This is a genomic window from Shewanella sp. SM32 (genome assembly GCF_025654235.1).
In the GTDB taxonomy this organism is placed as follows: Bacteria; Pseudomonadota; Gammaproteobacteria; order Enterobacterales; family Shewanellaceae; genus Shewanella; species Shewanella oncorhynchi.
Genome location: NZ_JAKKRO010000058.1, coordinates 1 through 26,160 on the forward strand (window position 1 = coordinate 1; position 26,160 = coordinate 26,160).

Here is a 26,160-nt window from a genome sequence, read left to right on the forward strand (position 1 = left end):
TCTTTAGGTAAATCTCGCCAAGGGATACCTGTTCTAAGGCGGTAAAGAATACCTTCGAATGTTTGTCTATGTTCAGGTTTGTCATAAACACGGCCTGTGCTTTTCATTAAATGAAATAGCTTTTCCCAGCGTGCATCGGTTAGCATAAGTCTTGGCATGGCTTGAGGTTATGGTTACTTTTGGCGAAGCAAATTATAACGTCTTGCCATGCTGTCTAAAAATCACTCTCGAAAGATCAACAGACCCTAGTGTTATTCGTTATTCGAGCGGCTTTATCTGAGTGACGGTTGAGATCACTTGTCCATGGCGCAAGCGGGTCTGCAAACTATCACCGATGGCCAGTTTATCGGCAGAGTCGACCACTTGATGGTGGATGTCAGTGGTAATGCTGTAACCACGGCTTAACGTGGCAAGCGGGCTGACGGTTTCGAGTTGATGGGCCGCGTATTTTATCCGCTGTTCACTTTGGCTGAGTTTGTCCTGCAATGCATCCTGTAAGCGGCTCGCAAGATAACTTAAGCGGTTCCCCTCAATGGCGAGTTTATGCTTGGGAGATTGCTGCTCAAGGCGGCTTGCGAGCAACTGCTGACGGCGGCTGAGCAGATGCAAGCGATTCGACAGCGCGGACTCTAGTCGTAATTGCATCTCATCGAATCTTTGTTCGAACTGCTGCAAAGTCCGTTTAGGGTCTTGGCGTTGCAGTCTGTGCTCTAGCAAACTAAGTCGTCTTTCTTGTTTAAGCTGATAATGTTTCGCGCTTTGTTGCAGGCGCGATAAGGCTGTGGCGAGTTTTTGCGCCTTATTATCACTGTCTTGTGATAATAGCTCCGCGCCTGCAGAGGGTGTTGGGGCGCGGATATCAGCAACATAATCACTGATAGTCGTATCAACTTCGTGGCCGACGGCGCTGACAATGGGCAGGGCGCTGTTATAAATCGTGTGGGCGAGGGCTTCGCTGTTAAAACACCACAAATCCTCAAGCGAACCGCCGCCGCGGGTGAGCAGTAATACATCGACTTCTAAACGTTGGTTGGCGATATTGATTGCCTGACAAATACTCTGCGCCGCGGTTTCGCCCTGAACTTGAGTCGGATAGATAATGACTTCGATGGAAGGATCGCGCCTTGCCAATACATGTAACACATCACGGATCGCCGCACCCGTAGGTGACGTAATAACGCCAATCCGTTGAATATTTTTGGGTAGCAATCTTTTGGTGTCGGCGGCAAATAATCCTTCTGCGGCGAGCTTCATCTTGAGTGCATCGAACTGCTGGGCGAGTAATCCATCCCCAGCGGGTAGCATGGACTCAATTAATAATTGATAGTCGCCTCTGGGTTCATAAACGCTGATCGCGCCTTTGACCAGCACTTGCTGACCATTGATGGGCTTAAAGCTGACCGTTTGGTTACGGCCTTTAAACATGGCGCAACGGATCTGCGAAGAGTGGTCTTTTAAGGTGAGATACCAATGACCTGAGCTGGGGGAGGAAAAGTTGGATATTTCGCCATTAAGCCAAATTTTACCCAGTTGCCCCTCGAGAATTTGTCTGACTTCACCATTGAGCCGCGAGACAGTATAAATGTTGTTTTTGGTGCCTTGCATCGAATAACTCAATAAAATGGGGATATTTACTATTTTCCATTTACCAGTGGCGATATGCAAGGTATAATCCCGCCGCAATATTTCACCTCTAAATCCTACTCAACTGGGGAGATGTTGCATATGCTACGTTTAATTAAAGAAGCGCTTACTTTTGACGATGTGTTGCTTGTTCCTGCGCATTCGACTGTACTCCCAAATACCGCCATTCTAAAAACTCGCCTGACCAATACCATTGAATTGAATATCCCACTTGTGTCTGCCGCTATGGACACAGTCACCGAAGCTCGTCTTGCGATCGCGATGGCGCAGGAAGGTGGTTTAGGCTTTATTCATAAAAACATGAGTATTGAAAAACAAGCCGAAGAAGTTCGTAAAGTAAAAATTTACGAAGCAGGCGTGGTTCAACAACCTGTGACTGTGACCCCATCAACGACATTAGCCGATCTGAAAGTGTTAACACTGAAGAATGGTTTTGCCGGTTATCCCGTGGTCAACGAAGCCAACGAGCTGGTCGGTATTATCACTGGCCGTGACGTACGTTTCGTGACAGATTGGAGCAAAACGGTAGAAGAAGTGATGACGCCTAAAGCGCGTTTAGTCACTGTTGCCGAAGGCACTAAATTAGATGAAGTGCAAAAATTGATGCACTCACACCGTATCGAAAAAGTGTTAGTGGTCGATGATAACTATAAATTGAAAGGCCTTATCACAGTTAAAGACTTCGAAAAAGCCGAACGTAAACCGAATGCCTGTAAAGATGAGTTAGGCCGTTTACGTGTTGGTGCCGCCGTAGGTGCGGGCGCTGGTAATGAAGAGCGTGTTGACGCTCTGGTTAAAGCCGGTGTTGACGTTTTACTTATCGATTCTTCCCACGGTCATTCCGAAGGCGTTTTACAACGCATTCGTGAAACGCGCGCTAAACATCCTGATTTGCAAATTATCGGCGGTAACGTTGCCACGGCAGAAGGTGCATTAGCCTTAGTCGAAGCGGGTGTTAACGCAGTTAAAGTGGGTATTGGCCCTGGTTCTATCTGTACGACTCGTATCGTGACAGGCGTGGGCGTACCACAAATTACCGCGGTATCCGATGCCGCTGCAGCCATGAAGAGCCTAGGTATTCCTGTGATTGCCGACGGCGGCATTCGTTTCTCTGGCGATTTAGCCAAAGCATTAGCCGCGGGTGCATCTTGCATCATGGCGGGCTCAATGTTTGCGGGAACTGAGGAAGCACCAGGTGAAACTGAGTTATATCAAGGCCGTGCGTATAAATCCTACCGTGGTATGGGTTCATTAGGTGCTATGTCTCAAGGTTCATCTGACCGCTATTTCCAATCGGACAATGCTGCCGATAAGTTAGTCCCCGAAGGTGTAGAAGCGCGCGTGCCTTATAAAGGCAAGTTGAAGGAAATCATCCATCAACATATGGGCGGCCTACGTTCTTGTATGGGATTAACAGGTTGCGCCACCATTCTAGAGCTGAATGAAAAAGCCCAATTTGTGAAAGTGACTTCAGCAGGCATGGGCGAATCCCATGTACATGATGTGACTATCACGAAAGAAGCGCCGAACTACCGTTCAGGTTCTTAATCGTTTGATAAGAGGGGCGGCGTAAGCCGCCTCTTTGTAAAACGTTTGATCCAATACTTAAAGCTGGCAGTCGCTGCTTTGAGCAATGTTAAAACAATAGATGAGATAAAGGTTACCCATGAGCGATATTCATGAGCACAAGATACTGATCCTCGATTTTGGATCCCAGTACACTCAACTGATTGCCCGTCGCATCCGTGAAATCGGCGTTTACTGTGAATTATGGGCTTGGGATGTCACCGAAGCCCAAATCCGCGAATTTGCTCCGAACGGCATTATTCTTGCGGGCGGACCAGAAAGTGTCACGGCTGAAAACTCGCCGCGTGCGCCTGAATACGTCTTTACTGCAGGAGTGCCGGTACTGGGCATTTGTTACGGCATGCAGACTATGTCTGAGCAGTTGGGCGGTAAAGTGATCCAAGGTGTGGGTGAAGGGGAATTCGGCTACGCTCAAATTGAAATGCTGACAGATTCGTTGCTATTCAAAGGCATTGAAGATGCGGTTAGCAGTGACGGCAAACCCTTACTCGACGTATGGATGAGCCACGGCGATAAAGTATCGGCCATTCCTGAAGGGTTTGTGGCGGTCGCTAAAACGGACACTTGCCCATTTGCCGCTATGGCAAACGAAGAGAAGCAATTCTTCGGCGTACAGTTCCACCCTGAAGTGACCCACACTCGCCAAGGCATGCGCATGTTATCGCACTTTGCCTTAGACATTTGTGGCTGTGCGGCGAACTGGAAACCTTCTTCTATCATCGAAGATGCAATTGAGCGCTTGAAGAAGCAAATTGGCGATGATGAAGTGATTTTAGGCTTGTCGGGCGGTGTCGATTCGTCGGTTGTGGCTATGTTGCTACACCGCGCTATCGGCAAAAAACTGACCTGCGTATTCGTTGATAACGGTTTATTGCGTTTGAACGAAGCCGAGCAAGTGATGGAAATGTTTGGCGATCATTTCGGTCTGAATATCATCCACGTTGATGCGGAAAATCGTTTCCTCGACGCGATGAAAGGCGAAGCCGATCCAGAAGCTAAGCGTAAGATCATCGGCCGTGTATTTGTGGAAATTTTCGATGAAGAATCGAAAAAATGCGCTAATGCAAAATGGTTAGCGCAAGGCACTATTTATCCTGACGTGATTGAATCTGCTGGCAGCGCCACAGGTAAAGCACATGTGATCAAGTCGCACCATAACGTTGGCGGTTTGCCTGACGATATGGAACTGGGTTTAGTTGAGCCACTGCGCGAACTGTTCAAAGATGAAGTGCGCAAAATTGGTTTAGAGTTAGGTCTGCCATACAACATGCTTTATCGTCACCCGTTCCCAGGACCAGGTCTTGGTGTGCGTGTATTAGGTGAAGTGAAGAAAGAATACTGTGACTTACTGCGCCGCGCCGATGCTATCTTCATCGAAGAACTGCATAAAGCCGATCTGTACAATAAAGTCAGCCAAGCCTTTACCGTGTTCTTACCTGTACGTTCAGTTGGCGTGATGGGTGATGGCCGTAAATATGACTGGGTTGTGTCACTGCGTGCCGTAGAAACCATCGATTTTATGACAGCCCATTGGGCACATCTGCCGTATGATTTCTTGGGTCGCGTATCAAACCGCATCATTAACGAAGTCGATGGCATTTCCCGCGTGGTTTACGATATCTCTGGCAAGCCGCCAGCGACTATCGAATGGGAATAGCCCAAATATAAATAGCTAATAAGATACTATTTATGATTTATCTCAATGCCAGTCATTTTATTGACTGGCATTTTTATTGGGATGACGATATTTTTTCTAAAAAAAAAAACAAGGTGATCCAAAAATCTGAAGCAGTCAGTATTGCTTCGGACGCAAATTGCAGTCCTTTGACTGAGTAATAATATAAGACAGCACTTTCTTTCCAATGCGGGATTGTGTACCACTATTTGAGTTAACACATCTATTGATAAGGTTTTTCTCCTTAAACTTCTTTTTAATCATTATGCTAAGAGCTGTTATTATCGAATTCTTGATTATCCGATAAAATTATCTTGCTCTAGATAGAGTTAACAAGATGTTCAGCTGAGGATTACCGTGGCAATTTTTGATATTGAGAAAGACGAATTACTCCGACTCTCTGATACTCTGCTCGAAGAGTTGATTGCTCGCCTCGCCGAGGCTGAAATAGCAGCGCAGGGGCATAGCCCTGCGTATGTAAACTGGTCAGGTTCAATTAATGCTGCTGATGGTGGGATTGATATTCACGTTCAAGTCCCTGTCGCTCAGCTGAGCACAGGTTTTCTCGAAAGGCCCAACACAATTCTTCAGGCAAAAAAGCATTCGATGCCGAGGGCTGCAATTACTAAGGAAATGGTCACCGCAGGGAAACTGTCTCCGACCATCTCTGAACATGCTAAAAAAGGTGGGAGCTATATCATTGTCAGCTTAGGTGATGATTGCTCTCCTCTTATGAAGAGGGACCGCCTCAAAGCTATGCGAGATGCCGTAGCGGATGATCCTAATAGTGACAATCTTTACTTGGACTTCTACGACCGTTCTAAACTGGCTCAATGGGTACGGCAACATCCGTCAGTCATGCTCTGGACAAAAAGAAATCTCGGTCAGGGATATTCCGGTTGGCAGCCATACGGCGCATGGAGCAATCCACCAGAGGGGACGCCGGACATCTTGATTTCAGCACCAGGTGTGACTGTCACTCTGCCGTCAGGCAGGGGGCAACAGCTCAGCATTAATGACGCCATCGCACCGATGCGAGATCTTATTCGCTCTACTAGGAAGGCGGTTCGCATCACTGGGTTATCTGGTGTTGGAAAGACCAGAATCGTACAGGCACTTTTCGATGAAACGGTCGGTACAGATGCGCTTGACCGGACTATCGCAGTTTATGTTGATACCGGAGAAAGCCTGGAGCCTTCTGCTACAGCAATGCTAGACAGGCTGATTGCAGAGGGTAAACGGGTCATCATGATCCTCGATAATTGCCCTTCAGATTTACACTCTTCGCTTGCAAGCAAGGTATCGGCCGTAGGCACAATGGTCAGCCTTATCACGGTTGAATATGACATCAGAGACGATAAGCCTCAGACCACAGAGGTCATCCATATAGAAGCGGTTGGGCCTGAGGTGGCTGAACAGCTTCTGCTGCGCCGTTTTCCTAAAATCGGCCAGAATAACACCCGCCGAATTGCCGAGTTTGCTGATGGTAATGCGAGGGTATCCCTAGCTATCGCCGAGCGGGTTGAGGAAGGTGAGAGTTTGGCTCAGCTTTCTGATACTCAGTTGTTTGATCGCTTGTTTGAGCAACGCAAAGGCCCTGATGATAACCTGCGTGAGCACGCTGAAGTACTGTCTCTGGTCTATTCGTTCTCGGTAGCAACTGTTGAGAAAGGCCAAAACGAACTTGAGTTATTGGGTTCGAACTTTGGGTATTCTGCAAGCCAATTGTATCGGTCAGTCAACAAGTTGTCAGGCCGCCATATTGTACAGAAGAGGGCTCATTGGAGAGCTATTTTACCCCATGTCATTGCCAATAAGTTGGCGACATCGGCACTGAATAATTTACCCGTTGCTCAACTCAGAGAAACCTTTGAAGCCCCCGAACGTCAACGCTTACTCATGTCTTTCGCACATAGGCTTGGGTTGTTGCACGATCATCCTGTGGCTAAAGAGATCGTTGAGATTTGGCTTCAACCCGATGGGTTGCTGGGGCGGATAACAGAATTAAACGATATATCGGCACGAATGCTGGATTATATCGCACCAGTTGCGCCAGAAGTTCTGCTCGACAGAATTGAAGCGATGCTTATCTCCTCTGATTTTAAGGGCATGAAACTAGGTTATAAGTCTCGGCGAACGTCAATTATTAATCTTCTGCTATTACTGGCGTATGAACCGAGCGCCTTTGAGCGTTGTATCAGGCTACTCATTCGTCTGGCGGACTTCGAGGAGGAAAGTAGCAACAATGCCTCGGTGCGAAATCAGATAACGAAGTTCTTCCAAGCATATCTCTCTGGTACCCACGCTACTTTAGAGCAACGCATTGCGACCATGAATGAATGTCTTTCATCAAGTGTGGCTGGACGTAGGTCGCTGGGTTTTAGGATGCTCTCTACTGCCTTAGAGGCGCGGTGGAGTGGGTCAGGGGTAAACGAGTTTGGTGCTCGCCCAAGAGATTATGGATTTCAACCCAATCACGATCAGCTGGTGCAGTGGCGCAGTGCTTTTATCGACGTTGCTGTCAAACTGGGAACCTCCGGTGATTCGACTCTTGAAGATCTTGCAAGACAGACGCTGGCGAAAGCATTTAGAGGAATGTGGCGACAAGTTGCAATGAGGGAAAAACTAATTGACGCTGCTCGCAAATTACATGCACATCGCCCTTGGGGAGATGGTTGGAAAGCCGTCCGAACAACTATCTATTTCGACTATACCAAGCGCAAAGACGGTGATGATGTTGAGCCACCGCCAGACAATCTTGCCGCATTGGAGAGGGAGTTGGAGCCCCATGACTTGATTCCGGCAATTCTGACTTATGTGCTGAGCAATAGGCAGGATTATTGGGCATTGGATGCTAATTTTGATCATGAAAAAATCCACAAATATAATGAAGCTAGGCAATTACTTGAAACCAAGGCGTTCCGGTTAGGAGAGGAGTTTGTGTTATCGGACCATAAGCTCGACGAGCTGGGTCCACATCTTTTTTCAAATGATTGGATGCCTAATCGCACAGCATTTGGGAAGGGGGTTGCGAAGGGAGCACATGACTTGTGGGCTACTTGGCTGCAACTCGTCGATCAACTGGAACAACATGCAGAGGCAAGCTGGAATTTTGCTATCTTTGATGGCTTCATCACAGAGGTTAATTCCATCAATTCATTTCTGGCTGAAAAACTGCTCGACCAGTGCGCTCAACATCCTATACTTCGGCGCGCATTAGTCTATCTACATCCTTTGGGGACATTTACAGAAACAGACCTAGATCGTTGTATGGCAATTCTAGATGACCCAGAAATTCACCCTAGCATATATGAACCAATCCTTTGGCGGGACGAGTATGCACATTTACCTAAAGGCCGTATCATCAATCTCGCTCAACGGCTTTTGAGTAAACCGAACGGCGATGATGTGGTGTTGGATGCGCTAAGCATGAGGTTGCATGAAAAAGACGTGGATGTGGATTCACTTGGCCCCGACTTTCGACAAATAGGTTTAAGAGCTGCGATCTTGAGTCTCTCAAAAAATCATGACAATTATAGTGGTGGCAGGGATTACCGAATGGAGCGTGTGATCAGTGCTGCGTTACGCTTTAATGGCAATGAGGCCGCAAAGCAAGAGTGGTTGGATACCATATTTACTGTTGTCGATGACAACTATGGTTACATTTATTCATGCGAAAACACCATTGCGTCGACTTCGGCATTAATGCCAGCAGCATTCCTGAATCGTGTTTTTGACGGCACTGAAAAGCAACAACATCTGCGGCAGTTCTTTATTCGGCATAGCGGATTGGAGCCGTCAATTCTCGCCAAAATCGATGTGGACGTGTTGATTGAATGGTGCAGTGCCAGAAACGATACCAACGTGTGGGCGATTGTAGCGGCGGGTATTAGTCTCTGGGAACAGGATGGAAATAAGGGTGCAGTTATTATGTCAGAGTCAGCGCTCAGACTGCTGGAAGCATCTCCTAAACCTGAAACTGTTCTGGAGGCATTTGCTGAACGTGTTACTTCTGGTAGCCGAGCAAACGCAATGCAACCTGGAGCGGATGCTATTAAAAAGTTGGTTGAACATGAAAGATCAGATATTGCGGCCGCAGCTAAAACACTCTCTGCAAACTTGGTTCAACTAATCGAGCGCCAGAAAGAGCGAGAACAGCGGGAGGATATGGAGCACGAGCAACGGTTTGAATAAGGGCTACTCTCCCCGAACTCTGCATGTCCAATCCCGAGAGAGATGAAAGCCCATTATCGACTCAAGCAACAATCGAGAGGGCTTAATCCTTATTCAGTGAAAGGCGGCAAGTGCGCCTTTTTATTGGTTATAGGTATAATTGCCTTATTTTTACAGATGAGTGACAGCCTAGTGGACCAAATGAAGTTAGACGAACATTGGATGCAAGTCGCGATGGAGATGGCAGAAAAAGCCGAGGCCGAGGGCGAAGTGCCCGTGGGTGCGGTATTGGTCAAAGACGGTCAGCAGATTGCGACGGGTTACAATTTATCCATTAGCCAGCATGATCCTAGCGCCCATGCGGAAATTTTATGTTTGCGGGAAGCGGGGCGTTTGGTCGAAAACTATCGTCTTTTGGATGCGACTTTATATGTCACGCTTGAACCTTGCGCTATGTGTGCGGGCGCTATGGTGCATAGCAGAATTGCTCGTGTGGTATTTGGCGCACGGGATGAAAAAACGGGTGCAGCGGGTACTGTAGTGAATTTACTGCAACATCCGGCGTTTAATCATCAAGTTGAAGTCACATCTGGGGTGTTGGCCGATGCTTGTAGCGCGCAATTGAGTCGTTTTTTTAAACGTCGCAGGGAAGAGAAAAAAGCCCTGAAACAGGCTCAAAAGGCGCAGCAAGCTATTGGGTAAGTGTCGATTAACGTGACAGAATTAATCCTGAGACTGAATAAAAGTAAAGAAGAGTTTTTGACGATTTAAAATACGGCGATGACGAATTTTTAGCAAAGTACGACGACGCGCAACGGTATTGTTGATGGTTTTTCTTCTCATATTGACCCCATTAATTGTTATTATCGATGCCCTACAGAGATTTATCTTAGGTCATAACCCAAGACAGTAGCAGTTGCACAGGAGTGCAGCAATAGCACTGGTCAGATAAGCTGAACTAAGCGATGTTTTTCATCGCAAATTTGAGTTAGGTTGATAAACCTTAATTCAGCTTGTCTGTTGCTTAGTATCTGACCTTGTTGAAGACATCTACGTACATCTTGAGTTTTTATGTTGGTGTTCTTGTTACGTAAAACTCTGTACTTGATATATAAGAAGTGAGTTGTTGGATTGTCGTTTGGCCCATGCACCTGAGCGCTAACGAGTTAAGCTATTTAGGTTGATCAGGACTTAACGTTCCTGCAGGAAGCACGGGTTCTTCCACAGTAAGGTCGCTCGAGTCATCATCGGGGTCGGGTTGTTTCGACTGATTATCCACCCAGACTAGCGTGTCATAGTAGCGACGGATGCTGTCGACGTAATGAACGGCTTCACTGCCTCGGGCGTAACCATAACGTGTTTTTTGATAATATTTACGCTTTTGCAGTAGCGGTAGTACCTTTTTTAAATCTCGCCAAGCATTGGGATTTAACTCCATCGATTCCGCAAGCTTACGTGCATCTTCAATATGGGCATATCCTATGTTGTAAGAGGCTAGCGCAAACCACATGCGTTGACTCTCGGGGATCGATTCTGGCAGGCGATTGATCATATCGTTCAAATACGCCGCGCCGCCGCGAATACTTTCTTCGGCATCGAGTCGGTTGGTGATCCCAATCTCTTTGGCGGTTGGCTGAGTCAACATCATCATGCCACGCACTCCTGTGGCCGAGCGGGCATTAGGATTCCAATGTGACTCTTGATAGCTGGTTGCTGCCAGTTTACGCCAATCTAAATTGCCTGCATGGGTTTCAAATAATTGTCGATAACGCGGCAATACTGTTTCAATGGCACGGATAAATGCGCGAGTATCGATATAATCGAAGCGTTTTACATGACCAAAGTATTTCTCGTTGAGATGATCAAGCGTACCGGCAAGCTTCTCTTGGTGCCAAAAGGCCAGCAATTTACTCATAAGTTCATCACTGTGAGTGGGAGGTAACAGCCAGATTACATCGAGTTTTTCTTCTAGCACAGGACCTGAGCGCAAGTCGGGCAGGTAGCGACGGTTGATCTGTACGCTACTAGAGTCGGCGATAGTGTAGTCAATTTCTTTGTTGGCAATCATAGCCAACAACTCTTCACTGTCTTTGTCGGTAATTTGATCCCACACCAGCGTTGGATAATGCTTTTGCAACTGGGTCAAGGTCTCGACGAAGGAAGAATCGGCGATGACGGTGATCTTGCCTTTTAAGTCGCTGATGTCTTTTGGGGTTGGCATGCCTTCGCGATACACCAACACTTGATTCACCCGGTATAGCGGTGGACCTAAGCGGAACTGTTCTCGCCTTGTGGGTGTTTCTGTCATGCCTGCAGCAATAATATCGATTTCATTCTTTTTGAGGGCTTCGTACAACTCGATACGGTTTGTGTAGGGCACCATTTTTAAGGGCACATTTAAGTATTCGGCAAACAATACCGCCATATCGTAATCGAAACCGCTATCACCTTGGCCCGAGGTCATATAAATCTGTGGGCCGTAAAGTGTACCGACTCTTAGCTCAGTTAATTTTTTTGGCACGAATTCTGTTTCGTCCACGGTCACCTGCTGACAGGCAGTCAGTAGGAAACCTAAGATAAGAGCGAACAGAAATCGAGTCATTAAATGTACTTATAGTAAATAAAATCAATATTATAGATAGCGAGTTAACAGTGGGGCATTAGTGGTGAACTGGCTGACATTGGTGGGATTATATCCGTTTGTCTGCGATTTCGAAAAAAAATCATTCTGGGGGAAAGTGCAGTCGACACAATACTGGGCTTTTTATATCACAGGAAACACTGTTTTGCGTAAGGTCGCAGGTGATTTGTGACAGACATTTCCTTATAATAGCGCCACCTCTGACCCCTGCAATAATAAATAATAAGGTGAATAGACGTGATGGAGATCATCCGCGGAGCCCCTGCACTCTCGACGTTTAGGGTGCAAAAGCTGATGGAGGCCTGCGAAAACGCTGCGCTTCCGGTACGCCAAATCTATGCTGAGTATGTCCATTTAGCGGATTTGAGCGAGTTGCTCGACACAAATGAACGCCAGCAACTTGAAAAAATTCTCACCTATGGACCTGCGATAGAAGCTCATATCCCCCAAGGTTCACTCCTGTTTGTCACTCCTCGCCCCGGTACTATTTCTCCTTGGTCTTCAAAAGCCACTGACATCGCGCACAATTGTGGCCTTGGTAAAGTGAAGCGTTTGGAGCGAGGCGTTGCGTATTATGTCGAGTCAGATGCACTGACAGCGCCTCAGCAACAAGCTTTAAATGCGTTGCTGCACGATCGCATGGTTGAAATTATCCTCGATGATTTTACCAAAGCCGATGTGCTGTTCAAACGCACTGAGCCTGCGCCGTTTAAGAGCGTCAATATTCTTGGGGAAGGTCGCCGCGCACTTGAAGTGGCTAACACTACATTGGGCCTTGCCTTAGCCGAAGATGAAATCGACTATTTAGTCGAGAACTTCGTCCGTTTAGGTCGTAATCCTCACGATATCGAATTGATGATGTTTGCTCAGGCGAACTCTGAGCATTGTCGTCATAAGATTTTTAACGCAGATTGGACCATTGACGGTGAAGTTCAGCCTAAGTCACTGTTCAAGATGATCAAGAACACCTTTGAAACCACGCCTGATCACGTGTTATCTGCCTACAAAGATAACGCTGCTGTGATGGAAGGTTCGGTTGCGGGTCGTTTCTTCCCCGATCCTGATGGGGTATACAACTACCACACTGAACCAATGCACATCCTGATGAAAGTGGAAACTCACAACCATCCAACCGCCATCAGCCCATATCCTGGCGCTGCAACCGGTTCGGGTGGTGAAATCCGTGATGAAGGCGCGACAGGCCGTGGTTCTAAACCTAAAGCGGGTTTAACAGGCTTTAGTGTATCCAATTTAAAAATCCCGGGTTTTGTTCAACCATGGGAAGGTAACTATGGCAAGCCAGAGCGTATCGTTAGTGCGCTGGACATCATGACCGAAGGTCCTCTTGGCGGCGCGGCATTTAACAACGAGTTTGGTCGTCCGGCATTGGTCGGTTATTTCCGTACCTATGAGCAGGAAGTCAGCAGCCACAACGGTGTTGAAGTCCGTGGTTACCACAAGCCGATTATGTTAGCCGGTGGTTTAGGTAACATTCGTGAAGAACACGTACAAAAGGGCGAAATCACCGTTGGCGCTAAGCTGATTGTGCTCGGTGGGCCTGCGATGAACATTGGTTTAGGCGGCGGCGCTGCTTCATCTATGGCATCGGGTCAATCGAGTGAAGACTTAGATTTTGCTTCTGTGCAACGTGAAAACCCAGAAATGGAGCGTCGTTGTCAGGAAGTGATTGACCGCTGTTGGCAGCTTGGCGATAAAAACCCTATCCAATTTATCCACGATGTGGGCGCGGGCGGTTTGTCGAACGCTTTCCCTGAGCTCGTGAATGACGGCGAGCGCGGTGGTTTGTTTAATCTGCGTAATGTGCCTTCGGATGAGCCTGGCATGAGCCCGCTGGAAATCTGGTGTAACGAATCACAAGAACGTTATGTGATGTCAGTTGCCCCTGAAAACCTCGCGCTATTTACTGCCATCTGTGAGCGTGAGCGCGCACCGTTTGCGGTTGTGGGTGAAGCGACAGCGGAGAAACACCTGACGCTTAGCGATAGCCATTTCGACAATAATCCTATCGATTTACCGCTCGAAGTCTTATTAGGCAAAGCACCTAAAATGAGCCGCGATGTGGTATCGGCCAAAGCAGTATCGCCAGCGCTCGAACAAAACAAGATTGATGTTAAAGAAGCGGTTAAACGCGTACTGAGCTTGCCTACAGTTGCGGATAAAACCTTCCTTATCACCATTGGCGACCGCACAGTTACAGGTTTAGTGAACCGTGACCAAATGGTGGGTCCATGGCAAGTGCCAGTAGCCGATTGCGCTGTCACTGCGGCAAGCTTTGATACTTACGCCGGTGAAGCTATGTCACTGGGCGAGCGTACACCGCTGGCGCTGCTGGACTTTGGCGCCTCTGCCCGTATGGCTGTGGCTGAATCAATCATGAATATCGCCGGTGCCGATATCGGTTCATTTAAGCGTATTAAGCTTTCTGCCAACTGGATGTCTGCCGCGGGTCACCCTGGTGAAGATGCGGGTCTTTATGAAGCGGTGAAAGCCGTAGGTGAAGAACTGTGTCCAGAGCTGAGCCTGACCATTCCGGTCGGTAAAGACTCTATGTCGATGAAGACCGCATGGCAACAAGATGGCGCGGATAAAACCGTGACGTCGCCTATGTCATTGGTCATTACCGCCTTTGGTGTGGTGCAAGATATTCGCAATACAGTGACGCCAGAGCTACGTACCGATAAAGGCGAAACGTCTTTACTGTTAGTGGATTTAGGTGCGGGGAAAAATCGTTTAGGCGGTTCTTGTTTAGCCCAAGTGTTTGGTGAGCTGGGTGATATTGCGCCGGATCTTGATGATGCTGCACTGCTGCGTGGTTTCTTCGAAACCATGCAAAATCTAGTCGCTAAAAAATCGGTTATCGCTTACCACGACCGTAGCGATGGTGGTTTATTCACTACCTTAGTGGAAATGGCTTTTGCTGGTAATACAGGTTTAGACATAGATGTAGAAGACTTGCAGGGCACTGATTTAGAACGACTCTTTAATGAAGAGCTCGGCGCTGTGCTGCAAGTGAGCCGTGACAATGCTGCGAAAATTGCCGCTCAGTTCGCTATCGCTGGCGTGCCTTGCCATGTGATCGGAACTCTAGCCGACGATCAACGCATCACCATTAAAGATGGCGCGCGTGAAATCTTCAGTGATACCCGTGTAGCGCTGCGTACTGTGTGGTCAGAAACCACGTATCGTATGCAAGCTCTGCGTGATAACCCAGCCTGCGCGCTTGAAGAGTTCAAACTTAAGCAAGACGAAACCGATTTAGGCTTAACCGTTAACTTAAGTTTTGATCCAAGCACTGATGTTGCCGCACCTTATATCCTTAAGGGCGCTGCGCCTAAGATGGCGATTTTGCGTGAGCAGGGCGTTAACTCCCACGTAGAAATGGCCGCTGCTTTTGACCGTGCTGGATTTGAAAGCCGCGACGTACACATGTCGGACATTTTATCTGGCCGTATCAGCCTAGAGGAGTTCCAAGGTCTTGTGGCCTGTGGTGGCTTCTCTTATGGTGACGTATTAGGTGCAGGTGAAGGTTGGGCTAAGTCGATTCTGTTTAATGAGCGAGCTCGCGATGAGTTTTCTCGTTTCTTTGAACGTGACTCAAGCTTTGCCCTTGGCGTGTGTAATGGCTGTCAAATGCTGTCAAACCTGAAAGAAATCATTCCAGGAAGCGAGCATTGGCCACGTTTTGTGCGTAACCGCTCAGAGCGTTTTGAAGCGCGTTTCAGCTTAGTTGAAGTGCAACAGAGCCCGTCGTTATTCTTCCAAGGTATGGCAGGTTCACGTATGCCCATTGCTGTATCCCACGGTGAAGGTTTGGCTGAGTTTGCTAGCCCTGAAGCGCTGGCTATTGCCGAAGCGTCAGGCACGATTGCGCTGCGTTTTGTCAATGGTAAAGGTGATATCGCGACTCAGTATCCACAAAACCCGAACGGCTCGCCAAATGGCTTGACTGGGATTTGTACCACAGATGGCCGCGTAACCTTGATGATGCCGCACCCCGAACGTGTGTTCAGAACAGTGGCTAACTCTTGGCATCCAGATGCTTGGGGTGAAGATAGCCCTTGGATGCGTATGTTCCGTAATGCACGAGTGACCTTAGGTTAAGCGTTTAAAGTCAACGGCTTTTGCCTTTGTTGAGGGGTAAAAGCAGGTTAATGAAAGCGTAAAAAAGGAGCGATAATTTCGCTCCTTTTTTTATATATAAAATGCATTTTATGGAAGTGATTGTATTTCAAATTATTAACGCTTATTGCAAATAATCTAATGGACTAAAGTGGCAAAATAGCCACTTTAATCGGTAAATACCTATTAATAGGTATGTTGCGCATTTGATACGGGGCGTGGTGTTTTATGGGGTTCTGGAGTTGTTGGGGGATGCTAGGGTCTTAATATAGAAAAAGCCCCCAATCTCAGGGAGATGGGGGCCGTTTTGCGCTAACAAAACTTCACATAAATACAATCAATTTCACGAGTAATTCTGGGGATTATTTCAGCTCATTAGCTGTATAAAGTTCAACAAAAACACGCTTGTAGCTGTTAACCAGACGTTCAAATAATTTAGTCATATCGATATCTCCACACCAAAAGTTAGTACCTATGTGCGCGAAGTTGGTCTTGGCTGGGCTACGACACCAGTTCTACCAAATTGTCTCCTTAACACAGGACATATATTAAACAACTTAGGTTAGCTTCTCAAACGAGAAAAAATACAAATATTCATTATTAAAACTAATGCATTTTAGCCTGTTAGATTGTGGTTTTTTATATTTATATGTATTTATATTTGATTTTAAAGGTTTTAAATTGTGGCCACTTAAATTTGTGACAATATTTTTTTAGTTAATTTGTTGCAACATTATTTATTTATTGGTTTTTTGATGATTAGAGCTGATTTTTACTGCCTAGTTGGTAAAAGTATGACTTTATATTAATTAATGGCTGCTCACTACTCTTGTTTTTATCGATTGTCAATCCTCTCTGGTGGGGAAGTGTGTGCCTCACCGCAAAACCCACCTAAACCCCTGAGTTTGATTGATTTGCATCAAAGCGAGGTGGTATAAAATAGCCACAAATGAAAATGAATAAATATCTTAACTATCTGATATTTATATCGATGAAATCATTTGATTGAGTGAGTGGTAGGGCGTCGGTCTCAGTTACTTGCGATAGTGTGACTCGCGTCTCAATATGCAACAGATATTGGTACTTTTTAGCCCTTGCTGCTTCGAACTAATGCAAAAGATTAAATTTAACGGTTTATACTGTTGTCGCAGATATAAACACAAAATGAAAACTCACTATCCTACAAAGGCACTTGCTGTGATTGACGCGGGTTTTGTCATAGCAATTGGACGCACCAAGTAAGGAGTCACCGATGATTGTTGAAGAGGTTGTTGAGCTATCGCGGTTGCAGTTTGCGCTGACAGCCATGTATCACTTCCTATTTGTTCCCTTGACTTTGGGGTTGGCATTTTTGCTGGCTATCATGGAATCACTGTATGTGATGACAGATAAACAAATTTATAAAGATATGACTAAGTTCTGGGGTAAGTTATTTGGTATTAACTTTGCCTTGGGGGTTACCACAGGTTTGGCAATGGAATTCCAGTTTGGTACTAACTGGTCTTACTATTCGCATTACGTAGGGGACATCTTTGGTGCGCCTCTGGCTATTGAAGGTTTAATGGCCTTCTTCCTTGAATCTACCTTCGTGGGTATGTTCTTCTTCGGTTGGGATCGTTTCACTAAGCGTCAGCATTTAGTCGTGACTTGGTTAGTGGCCTTTGGTTCTAACATGTCGGCATTGTGGATCCTAGTGGCAAACGGTTGGATGCAAAACCCTGTGGGTTCAGTGTTCAACTACGAAACCATGCGTATGGAAATGACCAGCTTCGCTGAGGTTGTGTTTAACCCTGTCGCGCAGGTTAAGTTTGTTCACACCGTCGCTTCGGGTTATGTGGCGGGTGCCATGTTTGTACTGGCGATCAGTGCTTATTATATCCTCAAGAAACGTGACTTACCTTTTGCCCGTCGCTCATTCGCGATTGCGGCAAGCTTTGGTATGGCGGCGATTCTGTCGGTTATTGTGTTAGGTGATGAATCTGGCTATAAAGTGGGTGAAGCACAGCGCGTTAAGTTAGCAGCGATTGAAGCTGAGTGGCATACAGAGCCTGCTCCAGCAGCCTTTACTGCTGTCGGTTTTCCGAATCAAGAAACCATGAAAACAGATTTTGCAGTCAAAATTCCTTATGCGATGGGTATAGTGGCAACACGCTCGTTGGATGAAGAAGTGACTGGTATTCATGACTTGATTGCTGAGCATGAAGTGCGTATCCGTAACGGTATGAAAGCCTATGCCATGCTAGTTAAACTGCGTGCGGGTGAAGAAACGCCTGAACTACGTGCTGCTTTTGAAGAAGCGAAAGTCGACTTAGGCTACGGTTTCTTACTAAAACGCTACACAGACAAAGTGGTTGATGCGACTGAAGAGCAAATTAAAGCAGCAGCTAAAGATTCTATCCCGAACGTAGCACCGATTTTCTGGAGCTTCCGTGTGATGGTAGGTCTAGGCTTTATCATGTTGTTCGTATTTGCTGCGGCATTCTGGCAAAGCACACGTCATCAAATTGCCGAGAAAAAATGGGTACTTAAAGCTGCACTTTATAGCTTGCCATTGCCTTGGATCGCGATTGAGTGTGGTTGGTTTGTGGCTGAGTATGGTCGTCAACCTTGGACGATTTCTGAGGTACTACCGACCTTTATGTCTGCGTCAAGCTTAACGACTGGCGACTTATGGTTCAGTATCCTTTCTATCACCTTGTTCTACACTGTACTGCTGGTGATTGAGATGTTCTTGATGTTTAAGTTTGCCCGCATTGGTCCGAGCAGTTTGAAAACTGGTCGTTATCATTTCGAGAACCTAGAAGCCTAAGCAGAGGATTTCATTATGTTTGATTATGAAATATTAAGAGTTATCTGGTGGGCTCTGATCGGCGTACTGTTCATCGGATTTGCGGTTACTGATGGTTTTGACATGGGTGTCGGTGCGTTACTGCCAATTATAGGCAAAGACGATACTGAGCGCCGTATCATGGTTAACACTATTGCTCCCCATTGGGACGGCAACCAAGTGTGGTTAATCACAGCAGGCGGTGCGTTATTTGCCGCTTGGCCTATGGTGTATGCAGTGTCTTTCTCTGGCTTCTATGTCGCCATGATGTTAGTGCTGTTTGCCCTCTACATGCGTCCAGTCGGATTCGATTATCGTTCTAAAATCGAAAATCCAAAGTGGCGTAAGTCATGGGATTGGGCTTTGTTTGCCGGTGGTTTTGTACCTCCGCTGATCATAGGCGTGGCCTTTGGTAACTTGTTACAAGGTGTACCTTTTGAATTCGACGAGTTCCTACGTGCGACTTATCACGGTGGTCTGTTCGGCCTGTTGAATCCTTTCGGTTTGCTGGCAGGTCTTGTGAGCGTGAGCATGTTTATGATGCAAGGCGCTTCTTGGCTACAAATGAAGACTGACAGTGAGCTGCGTGTTCGTGCTGCGAAAGCCACGCAATTCTTCGCATTGTTAGTGGCTGTGTTGTTTGCTGCTGCGGGTGTGTGGTTAGCCAATGGTATTGATGGTTATGTAGTGACTTCAGTACTGGACCATAATGCAGTTTCTAACCCAGCCATGAAAACCGTCGCAATTGAAGCGGGTGCTTGGCTTGCCAACTATGACAAATACCCCATCACTATGCTGTTCCCTATCTTAGGTGTGGCATTGCCTCTGCTAGTGATTTTGGTTAGCCGCTTTAACCGTTCAGGTTTTGCGTTCCTATTCAGCTCACTCACAGTGGCTATGGTGATTTTGACTTGTGGTGCAGCAATGTTCCCATTCGTCATGCCATCATCACTTAACCCTAACGTCAGTTTGACTATGTGGGATGCAACAGCCAGTAAAATGACCTTAGGTGTTATGACTGCTGCTGCAGCGATTTTCGTACCTATAGTGTTGAGCTACACTGTCTGGACTTACTACAAGATGTTTGGCCGTATCGGCCGTAAGCATATTGAAGATAACAAAGCCTCACTCTATTAGGCATTAAGGAGCATCTGCTATGTGGTATTTTACGTGGATATTAGGGGTTTTGTTGGCCTGTTCTTTTGGGATTATCAATGCCCTGTGGCTTGAGAATACAGAGAACATGGACAGATCGGCAGAAGATGCCGAGTAACGTCTAAACTCGATTTAAAAACCTCGCATCAGCGGGGTTTTTTATTGGGATTTTTTGATGGGCTGAGGTTATTTTAGTTTGATGTAGAGCGGCGTTATCGTATTAGGCCAAGCAGTTAACTTCGCTGCAGAGTGGTGATGTAACTGCAGCGAATAGGCCTGATATCATCGCTTTTTGATTGTGTTCTCTGCAGATGCTTGCTCTGCATGGTTTAAGATATTTTCTCCATTACTCCTTTACGTCAGTATCCTAAATCAAAGTCCCAAATCCCATTTCTTAAATGTGGCTCCTATCGTTTTGATGTAGTGCTGTTATAAAAAATGCCGCCCTGTTAGGGCGGCATTTAACGTTTGATAAAGCACTAACTCTGTATCTAACCTGAACTCGGGATAACGAGTGTCGAAAAAATCTAAATTTAACAATAAAATCAATGGCATAAAATTATTCGTTTAAAGCGAAAAATCTATTTCCTGACTGAATGCGCAGATTTTTGCGCATATCAAGGCGCTCTGTCGTACGCCATAGCGAGCTATGGTTAGACAGAGCAACGCAGAGAGGCCCGAAAAGATGCCTATTCAGCGGCTCTGCTTATCCCTAGCTCAGGTTATCTAAGTCCGTATTTGAGTTAGGCCTTAAACTGGCTTATTTGACGTTTTAAGGCGGCGGCTAAGGAAGACAGTTCATTGGCAGAATGCACTGTTTCAGTGGCACGGTGCTCGCCTTCGTTAGCGAGTTCGCTGATCTGATGCAAATTGTGGGTTATCTCTTGTGCAACACTGCTTTGCTGCTCAGTAGCCGAGGCAATATTGCGTGAGCTAATCGCGAGTTCGCCAATCCTACGGGTGATTTCCTTCAATTGTTCACCCGTTGCTTCACCCTGTGCTGCAGATTCCATTCCTAATTGATGACTTTGGCTCATTTGTTCTGTGGTGCTTTTCACTTGAGTTTGCAGCTTTTCAATCGTTTGGCCAATTTCTACAATGGATGACTGGGTCCGCTGGGCGAGAGTTCTCACCTCATCGGCAACGACGGCAAAGCCTCGACCTTGATCGCCTGCGCGCGCCGCTTCAATCGCTGCATTTAATGCGAGTAAATTAGTTTGCTCGGCAATGCTGTTAATGACTTCGGTCACCTTGCTGATCGCTTCACTTTCATGGCTGACTTTTTCAACCGATTGATGACTATTACTGAGTTGCTGACTGAGTTTGAGTAAATCCTGCACCACTTTCGTCTGTTGGTTTTGACCTTCTTTGGCTGCGGCATCCACTTGCTGGCTTTGAACTGCGCCATCTTGGGCATGATTAGCTACATCACGGATCGAGGTCGACATTTCTTCGATGGCAGTTGCGATTTGATCCGTTTGTAGCATTAGAGCTTGAGCTTCTTCACCATTTTGCTTCGCGATACTCTGTGCCTTGGAGGCCTGTTGCTCTAGACTCATGACTGAATCCTGCAATGCAATAATCAATTGCCTGAGCTCTGAGGACATAGTTGATACGCTGGTCGTAATTCGATCTACTTCGTTTTGACTCTGTGGCTCTGATGGCGCTAAGTGATGGCTAAAATCGCCACTGCCTAAATTTTCCATATGCACTTGGAGGGCATGCAAAGGTTTGAGTGCGCGAATTAAGACAACTGATAATAGCGCTGTGATCAGCGCGATCCCTGTGATAGCAACGATGGCGTTGATGGTGAGCAATTGCATACTTTCTTCATTAAGCTCACTTGCCTTGACTTGACCCACTAGCACCCAATTCCAGCCTGTTACGGTTTGGCTATAAGCAAACATTGGCTCATTTTTACTATTGCTGTAATGGGATTCCGCATCATTTTGGGTGGCATACGCAACACTTAAGCCATCAAGCATACTTTCGGTGATGATGTCACCTGCGTTGAACTTAGGATGGGCGACTAACACATTGTCCGCTTTGCGTACTAATAGAAAATGGCCACTTTCTTCTAAGGTGATTCTGTTAACTGCTTCTTGTAATTGTTTTAAGGAACTGGTGATGTCGAAGCCAATATATAAGATACCAATAACTTTGCCCTGTGTGTCTTTCACTGGACGATAGACTGTCATGTAGTCTTTGCCGAAAAGTTTGGCATAACCTTCGTATTCATTACCGCTGATCAGCACTTGATAGCCTGGATGTGTTTTGCCAAGGGAAGTACCTAGTGCACGGCTGCCATCGGCTTTTTTGAGCGAAGTCGAAACTCGCATAAAGTCATCGCCATCACGCACGAATACCGTAGCGGTACCGCCAGTTAGATTAGCAAAACGATCGACTTTACTTTTTGATGAGTTCACTTGTTCTTGTTCGTGCATTAGGGCTGGAGAGCCTACTCCCATCACATTGACAGTTTTATTTTGCAGACTAAATTGTCCAGGATACATTTCCTTAAAAACATCGGCGTTGCGTCTCGCAAGCTGCAGAAGACTATCGTACTGCAGCTCTAACATGTCTGAAACTGCACGCATTTCAGATTTCATGGCACTGATACCTTTATCTTCTAATACATTTGAAGCGGCTTTATAGGAGACGGTACTCAATACGCCAAAGATGAGAAGAGTGAGAATAAACGCGAGGGCGCCAATTTGTTTTGCAATAGGCCAATTTTTATAATTCATCGTAAGATCCTATAGGTAACGGTTACATCAATGTAGCCTAAGTTTTACTCTGTAGTCTTGATGTGGGTCTAAAACTTCTGCAATTTTAAACTCATTTCTTTGATATTTTTGCAGTTTTAGACTTGGACTCATCAGCTTATTTTGCAGAAATGTTAGCAGATAACATGCCCAAGTACTGGCTGTATTCTGAAGGTATAGACTAAGCTGCTTAAGGTGAATGGAGTTCATAGTGTTAGAACCACATTATAGGAGAAGTGTATATGCTAGGTGAGAATCATGCGTTGGTTTATGAGTTTCCTGATTTTGTCGATCAAATTAAGCATTTAAAAGTCAATAATACTGCCTTCGCGACCATGGCTAGTCGTTACCATGAGCTCGATAATAAAATTAGGGCGCTGGAGTTAACAAAAGTGCCCACCGCCGATGAGCACTTTTTAGCGTTAAAATTAGAGCGATTAAACCTTAAAGATAAACTGTACCAATATCTAGTTCATGATGCGATTTGAGCTTGAATCGCGGATGGGGTGTTTGCCGTACGGGTTTTCATCAGCAGCAAATACATGGTTGGAACCCATACCAGAGAAAGTAAAGTCGTCAGCAGGGTGCCGCCCGCGATAGCAATGGCAAAGGGAGGCCAAAACCCGCCGCCAGCAATGATGAGCGGAATAAAACCGCCCACGGTGGTAATGGTTGTTGAGCTGATATGACGACCACAGCTGCTGACGGTAGAGACTATGGTTTCCATATCGCCGAGCCGAGCGCTCGGCATATCTTCTAGTTCGGCCAAGATCACAATCGCAGCGTTAATGGCAAGTCCCATTAATCCAAGTAGTCCTATGATGACTGGGAATCCAAATGGGTACCCGAACACAAACACGGCTAATAGGCCTAGTCCTGCTGATTGTATCGCGCTCAATAGAATAATCGCTGTGAGCCGAAAGGAGTTAAACGACAATACCACAGTGGCTAATAACAAGGTGACGACCAACATCATATTGGACAGTAAATTACCGACTGCTTCGTTACGCTTAGCGCTTTCCCCACCGATTTCAATGCGATAACCCGATGGCAACGGTAATTGAGCCACTTTATCTTTGACATCATTAAGTACTTGAGCAGGTAATACCCCACTGACGATGTAGGCTTCTATGGTATTAACCCTTTGGCCGTTGCGCCTTGGAATGGCGCCGCGGCTCACTTGCACTTCGTTGTGGGCGAGGGCGGATAATGCAACAGACTCACCCGAAGGTGTCATTAATTGAATTTCAGAAAGGCGGCTCACCTGCTCGCGACTGTCATCAGCAAGGCGAACTCGTACGGGTAAGGATTCTGTTTGCTCAAGCACGCTACCACCGATAACGCCTGTGGTTGACATTTGGATCTGTTTGGCAATGTCCGTCAGGCTTAACCCACTCATTAGACTGGCATCTTCATTTACCTGTAGCCACAGCTTAGGTGCACCGGCACTTAAGGTTGCACGTGTGTGAAGTACGTCCGGCGTTTGCGCGAGAATATTACGAACGTCGTCGCCCAATGATCGCAAAGTATCTAGATTCGGGCCGAAGATCATTAACTCCACTGGCGCATTAAAGGGCGGGCCTTGCTCGAGTTTTCGTACTAGTACTTGCGCTTCGGGAAAAGCGCTATCAAATTGCTGTTGTAATTCGGGGATTAACTCATTGGCACGCTCAAAGTCAGTCACTTTTACCATGGCTTGTGCATAGTTAGTCGCCCCTTGTTGGCGCTGCGTCAGGTTGTAATAAAATGAGGGCGTATTACCGCCGACCACCCAATCGACTTGAGTGATCCCTGTGACTGCGTGGAGTTTTTTATCCATCAACTGCACTTGGTTCAAGGTGTTTTCTAAACTCACATGGGGCGCAAGATAGATTTCAATTTGGAACATGTCCCTGTCCGATGGCGGAAAGAATTGCTCTGTCATCTTACCCGAGGCGAAAAACCCTAATACTGGTGTAATGCCGATAAGCAGCGCGCTGACGATAGGGCGTTTAAGGGCAATTCTCAGGCTCGCTTGAAAATATTGGCTCACTAGCGGGAGGTTGATCCCGTGTTGGTACCAGACATCCTGTTTACCTTCATGACTAAAACGTCCCGCGAGCCCTGCAATTAACGTATGGGAAATCACGTAAGAGCCCAGCAGCGCAAACATCACTGACATGGCAATGCCACCGACGAATTCCCCCGCAGCACCGGGCATGAGTACTATGGGCGCAAAAGCCAAAATAGTGGTGATAGTCGATCCCGCTAAGGGCAGCCAAAGGTGGTGTAAGGTTTCGCTCACTGCGGCTAAACGGCTCATTCCTTGCTGACGCCTTTGCGATATGGCATCGACAATCACTATCGCATTGTCCACCATGATCCCAAGGGCGACGACGAGTCCTGTCACCGACATTTGATGTATCGGCAGGCCGATATATTTCATGCATGCCAAGGTAAACAGCGCTGTGAGCGGCAATGAAATCGCCACTATGATGGCGTTTCTTAAGCCTAGGGTGAGGAGTAATACCAGCAAGATGATGACAAATCCTTGCAGCAGGTTAACCACTAGCCCGCCAAGTCGTTCGCTGGTGTAACTGTTTTGCTCGAATAGCCATTGGATCTGGATATTGGCGGGGACGTCGCGATTGAGTTCGTCAACGACGTTATTGACTAGCGCTTGCCAAAGATCAACACGGGTATTATCGATCATTCGTACTGCAACCATTACGCCTTGTTCACCATCGACTAAGGCTATGCTATCCGCTGGGGTTTGAGCTTGGCGAGTCACAGTGGCTATGTCGCCGAGGCGAATAATTTGTCCTTGGCTATCAATTTTAAGCGGCACTTGGCGAATACGGGTTAAAGAATCAAGCTCGCCGGAGACTTCAACTAAGGCACGAAATTCACGGTTGTTGATTTCACCGGCAGCAATTTTACTGTCGGCGCCACTGAGAATATGGGCGATTGAAGCAGGAGAGAGCTGTAACTGGCTCATCTTGTTACCATCAAGCTGCACTAGCATTTCTTCGGTCGGTGCGCCGTAAAGTTTGACAAAATCCGTGCCCGATAACAGCCTGAGCCGACTCTGTAATTCTTTTGCGTAGCGGTTTAGCATGTCGACTTGTACGGGCGTATTACTATTCCACACTAAACTTAAGATGGCGGTGTAGGCATAACCAATTTGATCATCGAGTGTGGGAGATTGTATGCCCTCAGGTAAATTAATTTTCGCATCGGCCAATAAATCCCGCGCTCTAGACCATACGGGAGCCGTTTCTTTAACTGTGTCTTTCAATTCTAACTGTATAACTGAAATCCCTGGTCGAGAGGTTGATTGGATCAACTTAATTTCTTCCAAACGTCTGAGCTGGTTCTCAATGACTTCAGTCACTAAGGCTTCGACCCGCTCGGCTGAGGCGCCAGGATAAGGGGTGATCACAGAGGCGAAACGGTTAGTTATGTGGGGATCTTCAGTACGCGGTAGGCTCGATATCGCACCAAAGCCTGCGACAAGTAATAGCGCAATAACGAGGCTGACTAAGCGGCCGTTTTCAACAAAGGCTTTAATCAT

14 protein-coding genes are annotated in these 26,160 nt (G+C 46.6%); 9 read left to right on the forward strand and 5 right to left on the reverse strand.

Annotated features, from left to right (window positions below; all coding sequences use genetic code 11):
* Nucleotides 1-158, reverse strand: a 158-nt coding sequence (locus L5M10_RS18750) for a transposase (protein ID WP_259573881.1), incomplete at its 3' end; no start/stop codon positions are given.
* 100 nt (nucleotides 159-258) lie between these two features.
* Nucleotides 259-1,605 (reverse strand): exodeoxyribonuclease VII large subunit, encoded by a 1,347-nt coding sequence (gene xseA, locus L5M10_RS18755; RefSeq protein ID WP_219253447.1) that lies wholly within the window; start codon nucleotides 1,603-1,605, stop codon nucleotides 259-261.
* Nucleotides 1,606-1,725: 120 nt separating this feature from the next.
* Here xseA and guaB point away from each other — a divergent pair, with 120 nt between their 5' ends.
* The 4 genes from guaB (at nucleotide 1,726) to tadA (ending at nucleotide 9,781) form a co-directional block, all read left to right on the forward strand.
* Nucleotides 1,726-3,192, forward strand: coding sequence for an IMP dehydrogenase (gene guaB, locus L5M10_RS18760; protein WP_006085677.1), 1,467 nt, complete (start codon nucleotides 1,726-1,728; stop codon nucleotides 3,190-3,192).
* A gap of 118 nt (nucleotides 3,193-3,310) precedes the next feature.
* Entirely contained in the window at nucleotides 3,311-4,888 is a 1,578-nt protein-coding gene (gene guaA / locus L5M10_RS18765; protein ID WP_263196096.1) for a glutamine-hydrolyzing GMP synthase, read from the forward strand.
* Nucleotides 4,889-5,263: 375 nt separating this feature from the next.
* Entirely contained in the window at nucleotides 5,264-9,100 is a 3,837-nt protein-coding gene (locus L5M10_RS18770; protein ID WP_263255726.1) for a hypothetical protein, read from the forward strand.
* Nucleotides 9,101-9,256: 156 nt separating this feature from the next.
* The gene (tadA, locus tag L5M10_RS18775; protein ID WP_263255733.1) at nucleotides 9,257-9,781 is read left to right on the forward strand and encodes a tRNA adenosine(34) deaminase TadA; all 525 of its coding nucleotides are present in this window, start codon (nucleotides 9,257-9,259) and stop codon (nucleotides 9,779-9,781) included.
* A gap of 469 nt (nucleotides 9,782-10,250) precedes the next feature.
* On the opposite strand, the gene mltF is transcribed toward tadA, so the two are convergent.
* Nucleotides 10,251-11,681, reverse strand: a complete 1,431-nt coding sequence (gene mltF, locus L5M10_RS18780; RefSeq protein ID WP_105251900.1) for a membrane-bound lytic murein transglycosylase MltF — start codon at nucleotides 11,679-11,681, stop codon at nucleotides 10,251-10,253.
* A 279-nt stretch (nucleotides 11,682-11,960) separates the two neighbouring features.
* On the opposite strand from mltF, the gene purL reads away from it, so the two are divergent.
* The 4 genes from purL (at nucleotide 11,961) to cydX (ending at nucleotide 19,960) form a co-directional block, all read left to right on the forward strand.
* Nucleotides 11,961-15,842 (forward strand): phosphoribosylformylglycinamidine synthase, encoded by a 3,882-nt coding sequence (purL, locus tag L5M10_RS18785; RefSeq protein ID WP_263181312.1) that lies wholly within the window; start codon nucleotides 11,961-11,963, stop codon nucleotides 15,840-15,842.
* Nucleotides 15,843-17,112: 1,270 nt separating this feature from the next.
* Nucleotides 17,113-18,669 carry a cytochrome ubiquinol oxidase subunit I gene (locus L5M10_RS18790; RefSeq protein WP_028761244.1) on the forward strand — a complete coding sequence of 519 codons (1,557 nt, stop codon included), beginning with the start codon at nucleotides 17,113-17,115 and terminating at the stop codon, nucleotides 18,667-18,669.
* A gap of 15 nt (nucleotides 18,670-18,684) precedes the next feature.
* Nucleotides 18,685-19,824: a cytochrome d ubiquinol oxidase subunit II gene (cydB, locus tag L5M10_RS18795; protein WP_028761243.1), complete on the forward strand. Its 1,140-nt coding sequence runs from the start codon at nucleotides 18,685-18,687 to the stop codon at nucleotides 19,822-19,824.
* A gap of 19 nt (nucleotides 19,825-19,843) precedes the next feature.
* Nucleotides 19,844-19,960, forward strand: a complete 117-nt coding sequence (gene cydX, locus L5M10_RS18800; protein WP_011788717.1) for a cytochrome bd-I oxidase subunit CydX — start codon at nucleotides 19,844-19,846, stop codon at nucleotides 19,958-19,960.
* A gap of 625 nt (nucleotides 19,961-20,585) precedes the next feature.
* On the opposite strand, the gene L5M10_RS18805 is transcribed toward cydX, so the two are convergent.
* The gene (locus L5M10_RS18805; protein WP_173243703.1) at nucleotides 20,586-22,589 is read right to left on the reverse strand and encodes a methyl-accepting chemotaxis protein; all 2,004 of its coding nucleotides are present in this window, start codon (nucleotides 22,587-22,589) and stop codon (nucleotides 20,586-20,588) included.
* Between the two features lie 260 nt (nucleotides 22,590-22,849).
* Between L5M10_RS18805 and L5M10_RS18810 the strand changes: the two genes are divergently transcribed.
* Entirely contained in the window at nucleotides 22,850-23,095 is a 246-nt protein-coding gene (locus L5M10_RS18810) for a YdcH family protein (RefSeq protein WP_105251903.1), read from the forward strand.
* On the opposite strand, the gene L5M10_RS18815 is transcribed toward L5M10_RS18810, so the two are convergent.
* Nucleotides 23,080-26,160 (reverse strand): efflux RND transporter permease subunit, encoded by a 3,081-nt coding sequence (locus tag L5M10_RS18815; protein ID WP_263191117.1) that lies wholly within the window; start codon nucleotides 26,158-26,160, stop codon nucleotides 23,080-23,082. The two genes, L5M10_RS18810 and L5M10_RS18815, sit on opposite strands and share 16 nt — an antisense overlap.

Coding starts and splice junctions, on each gene's coding strand:
- xseA (WP_219253447.1), bottom strand. CDS start 1,605: ATGCAAGGCACCAAAAACAACATTTATACTGTCTCGCGGCTCAATGGT.
- guaB (WP_006085677.1), top strand. CDS start 1,726: ATGCTACGTTTAATTAAAGAAGCGCTTACTTTTGACGATGTGTTGCTT.
- guaA (WP_263196096.1), top strand. CDS start 3,311: ATGAGCGATATTCATGAGCACAAGATACTGATCCTCGATTTTGGATCC.
- tadA (WP_263255733.1), top strand. CDS start 9,257: ATGAGTGACAGCCTAGTGGACCAAATGAAGTTAGACGAACATTGGATG.
- mltF (WP_105251900.1), bottom strand. CDS start 11,681: ATGACTCGATTTCTGTTCGCTCTTATCTTAGGTTTCCTACTGACTGCC.
- purL (WP_263181312.1), top strand. CDS start 11,961: ATGGAGATCATCCGCGGAGCCCCTGCACTCTCGACGTTTAGGGTGCAA.
- L5M10_RS18790 (WP_028761244.1), top strand. CDS start 17,113: ATGATTGTTGAAGAGGTTGTTGAGCTATCGCGGTTGCAGTTTGCGCTG.
- cydB (WP_028761243.1), top strand. CDS start 18,685: ATGTTTGATTATGAAATATTAAGAGTTATCTGGTGGGCTCTGATCGGC.
- cydX (WP_011788717.1), top strand. CDS start 19,844: ATGTGGTATTTTACGTGGATATTAGGGGTTTTGTTGGCCTGTTCTTTT.
- L5M10_RS18805 (WP_173243703.1), bottom strand. CDS start 22,589: ATGAATTATAAAAATTGGCCTATTGCAAAACAAATTGGCGCCCTCGCG.
- L5M10_RS18810 (WP_105251903.1), top strand. CDS start 22,850: ATGCTAGGTGAGAATCATGCGTTGGTTTATGAGTTTCCTGATTTTGTC.
- L5M10_RS18815 (WP_263191117.1), bottom strand. CDS start 26,160: ATGATTAAAGCCTTTGTTGAAAACGGCCGCTTAGTCAGCCTCGTTATT.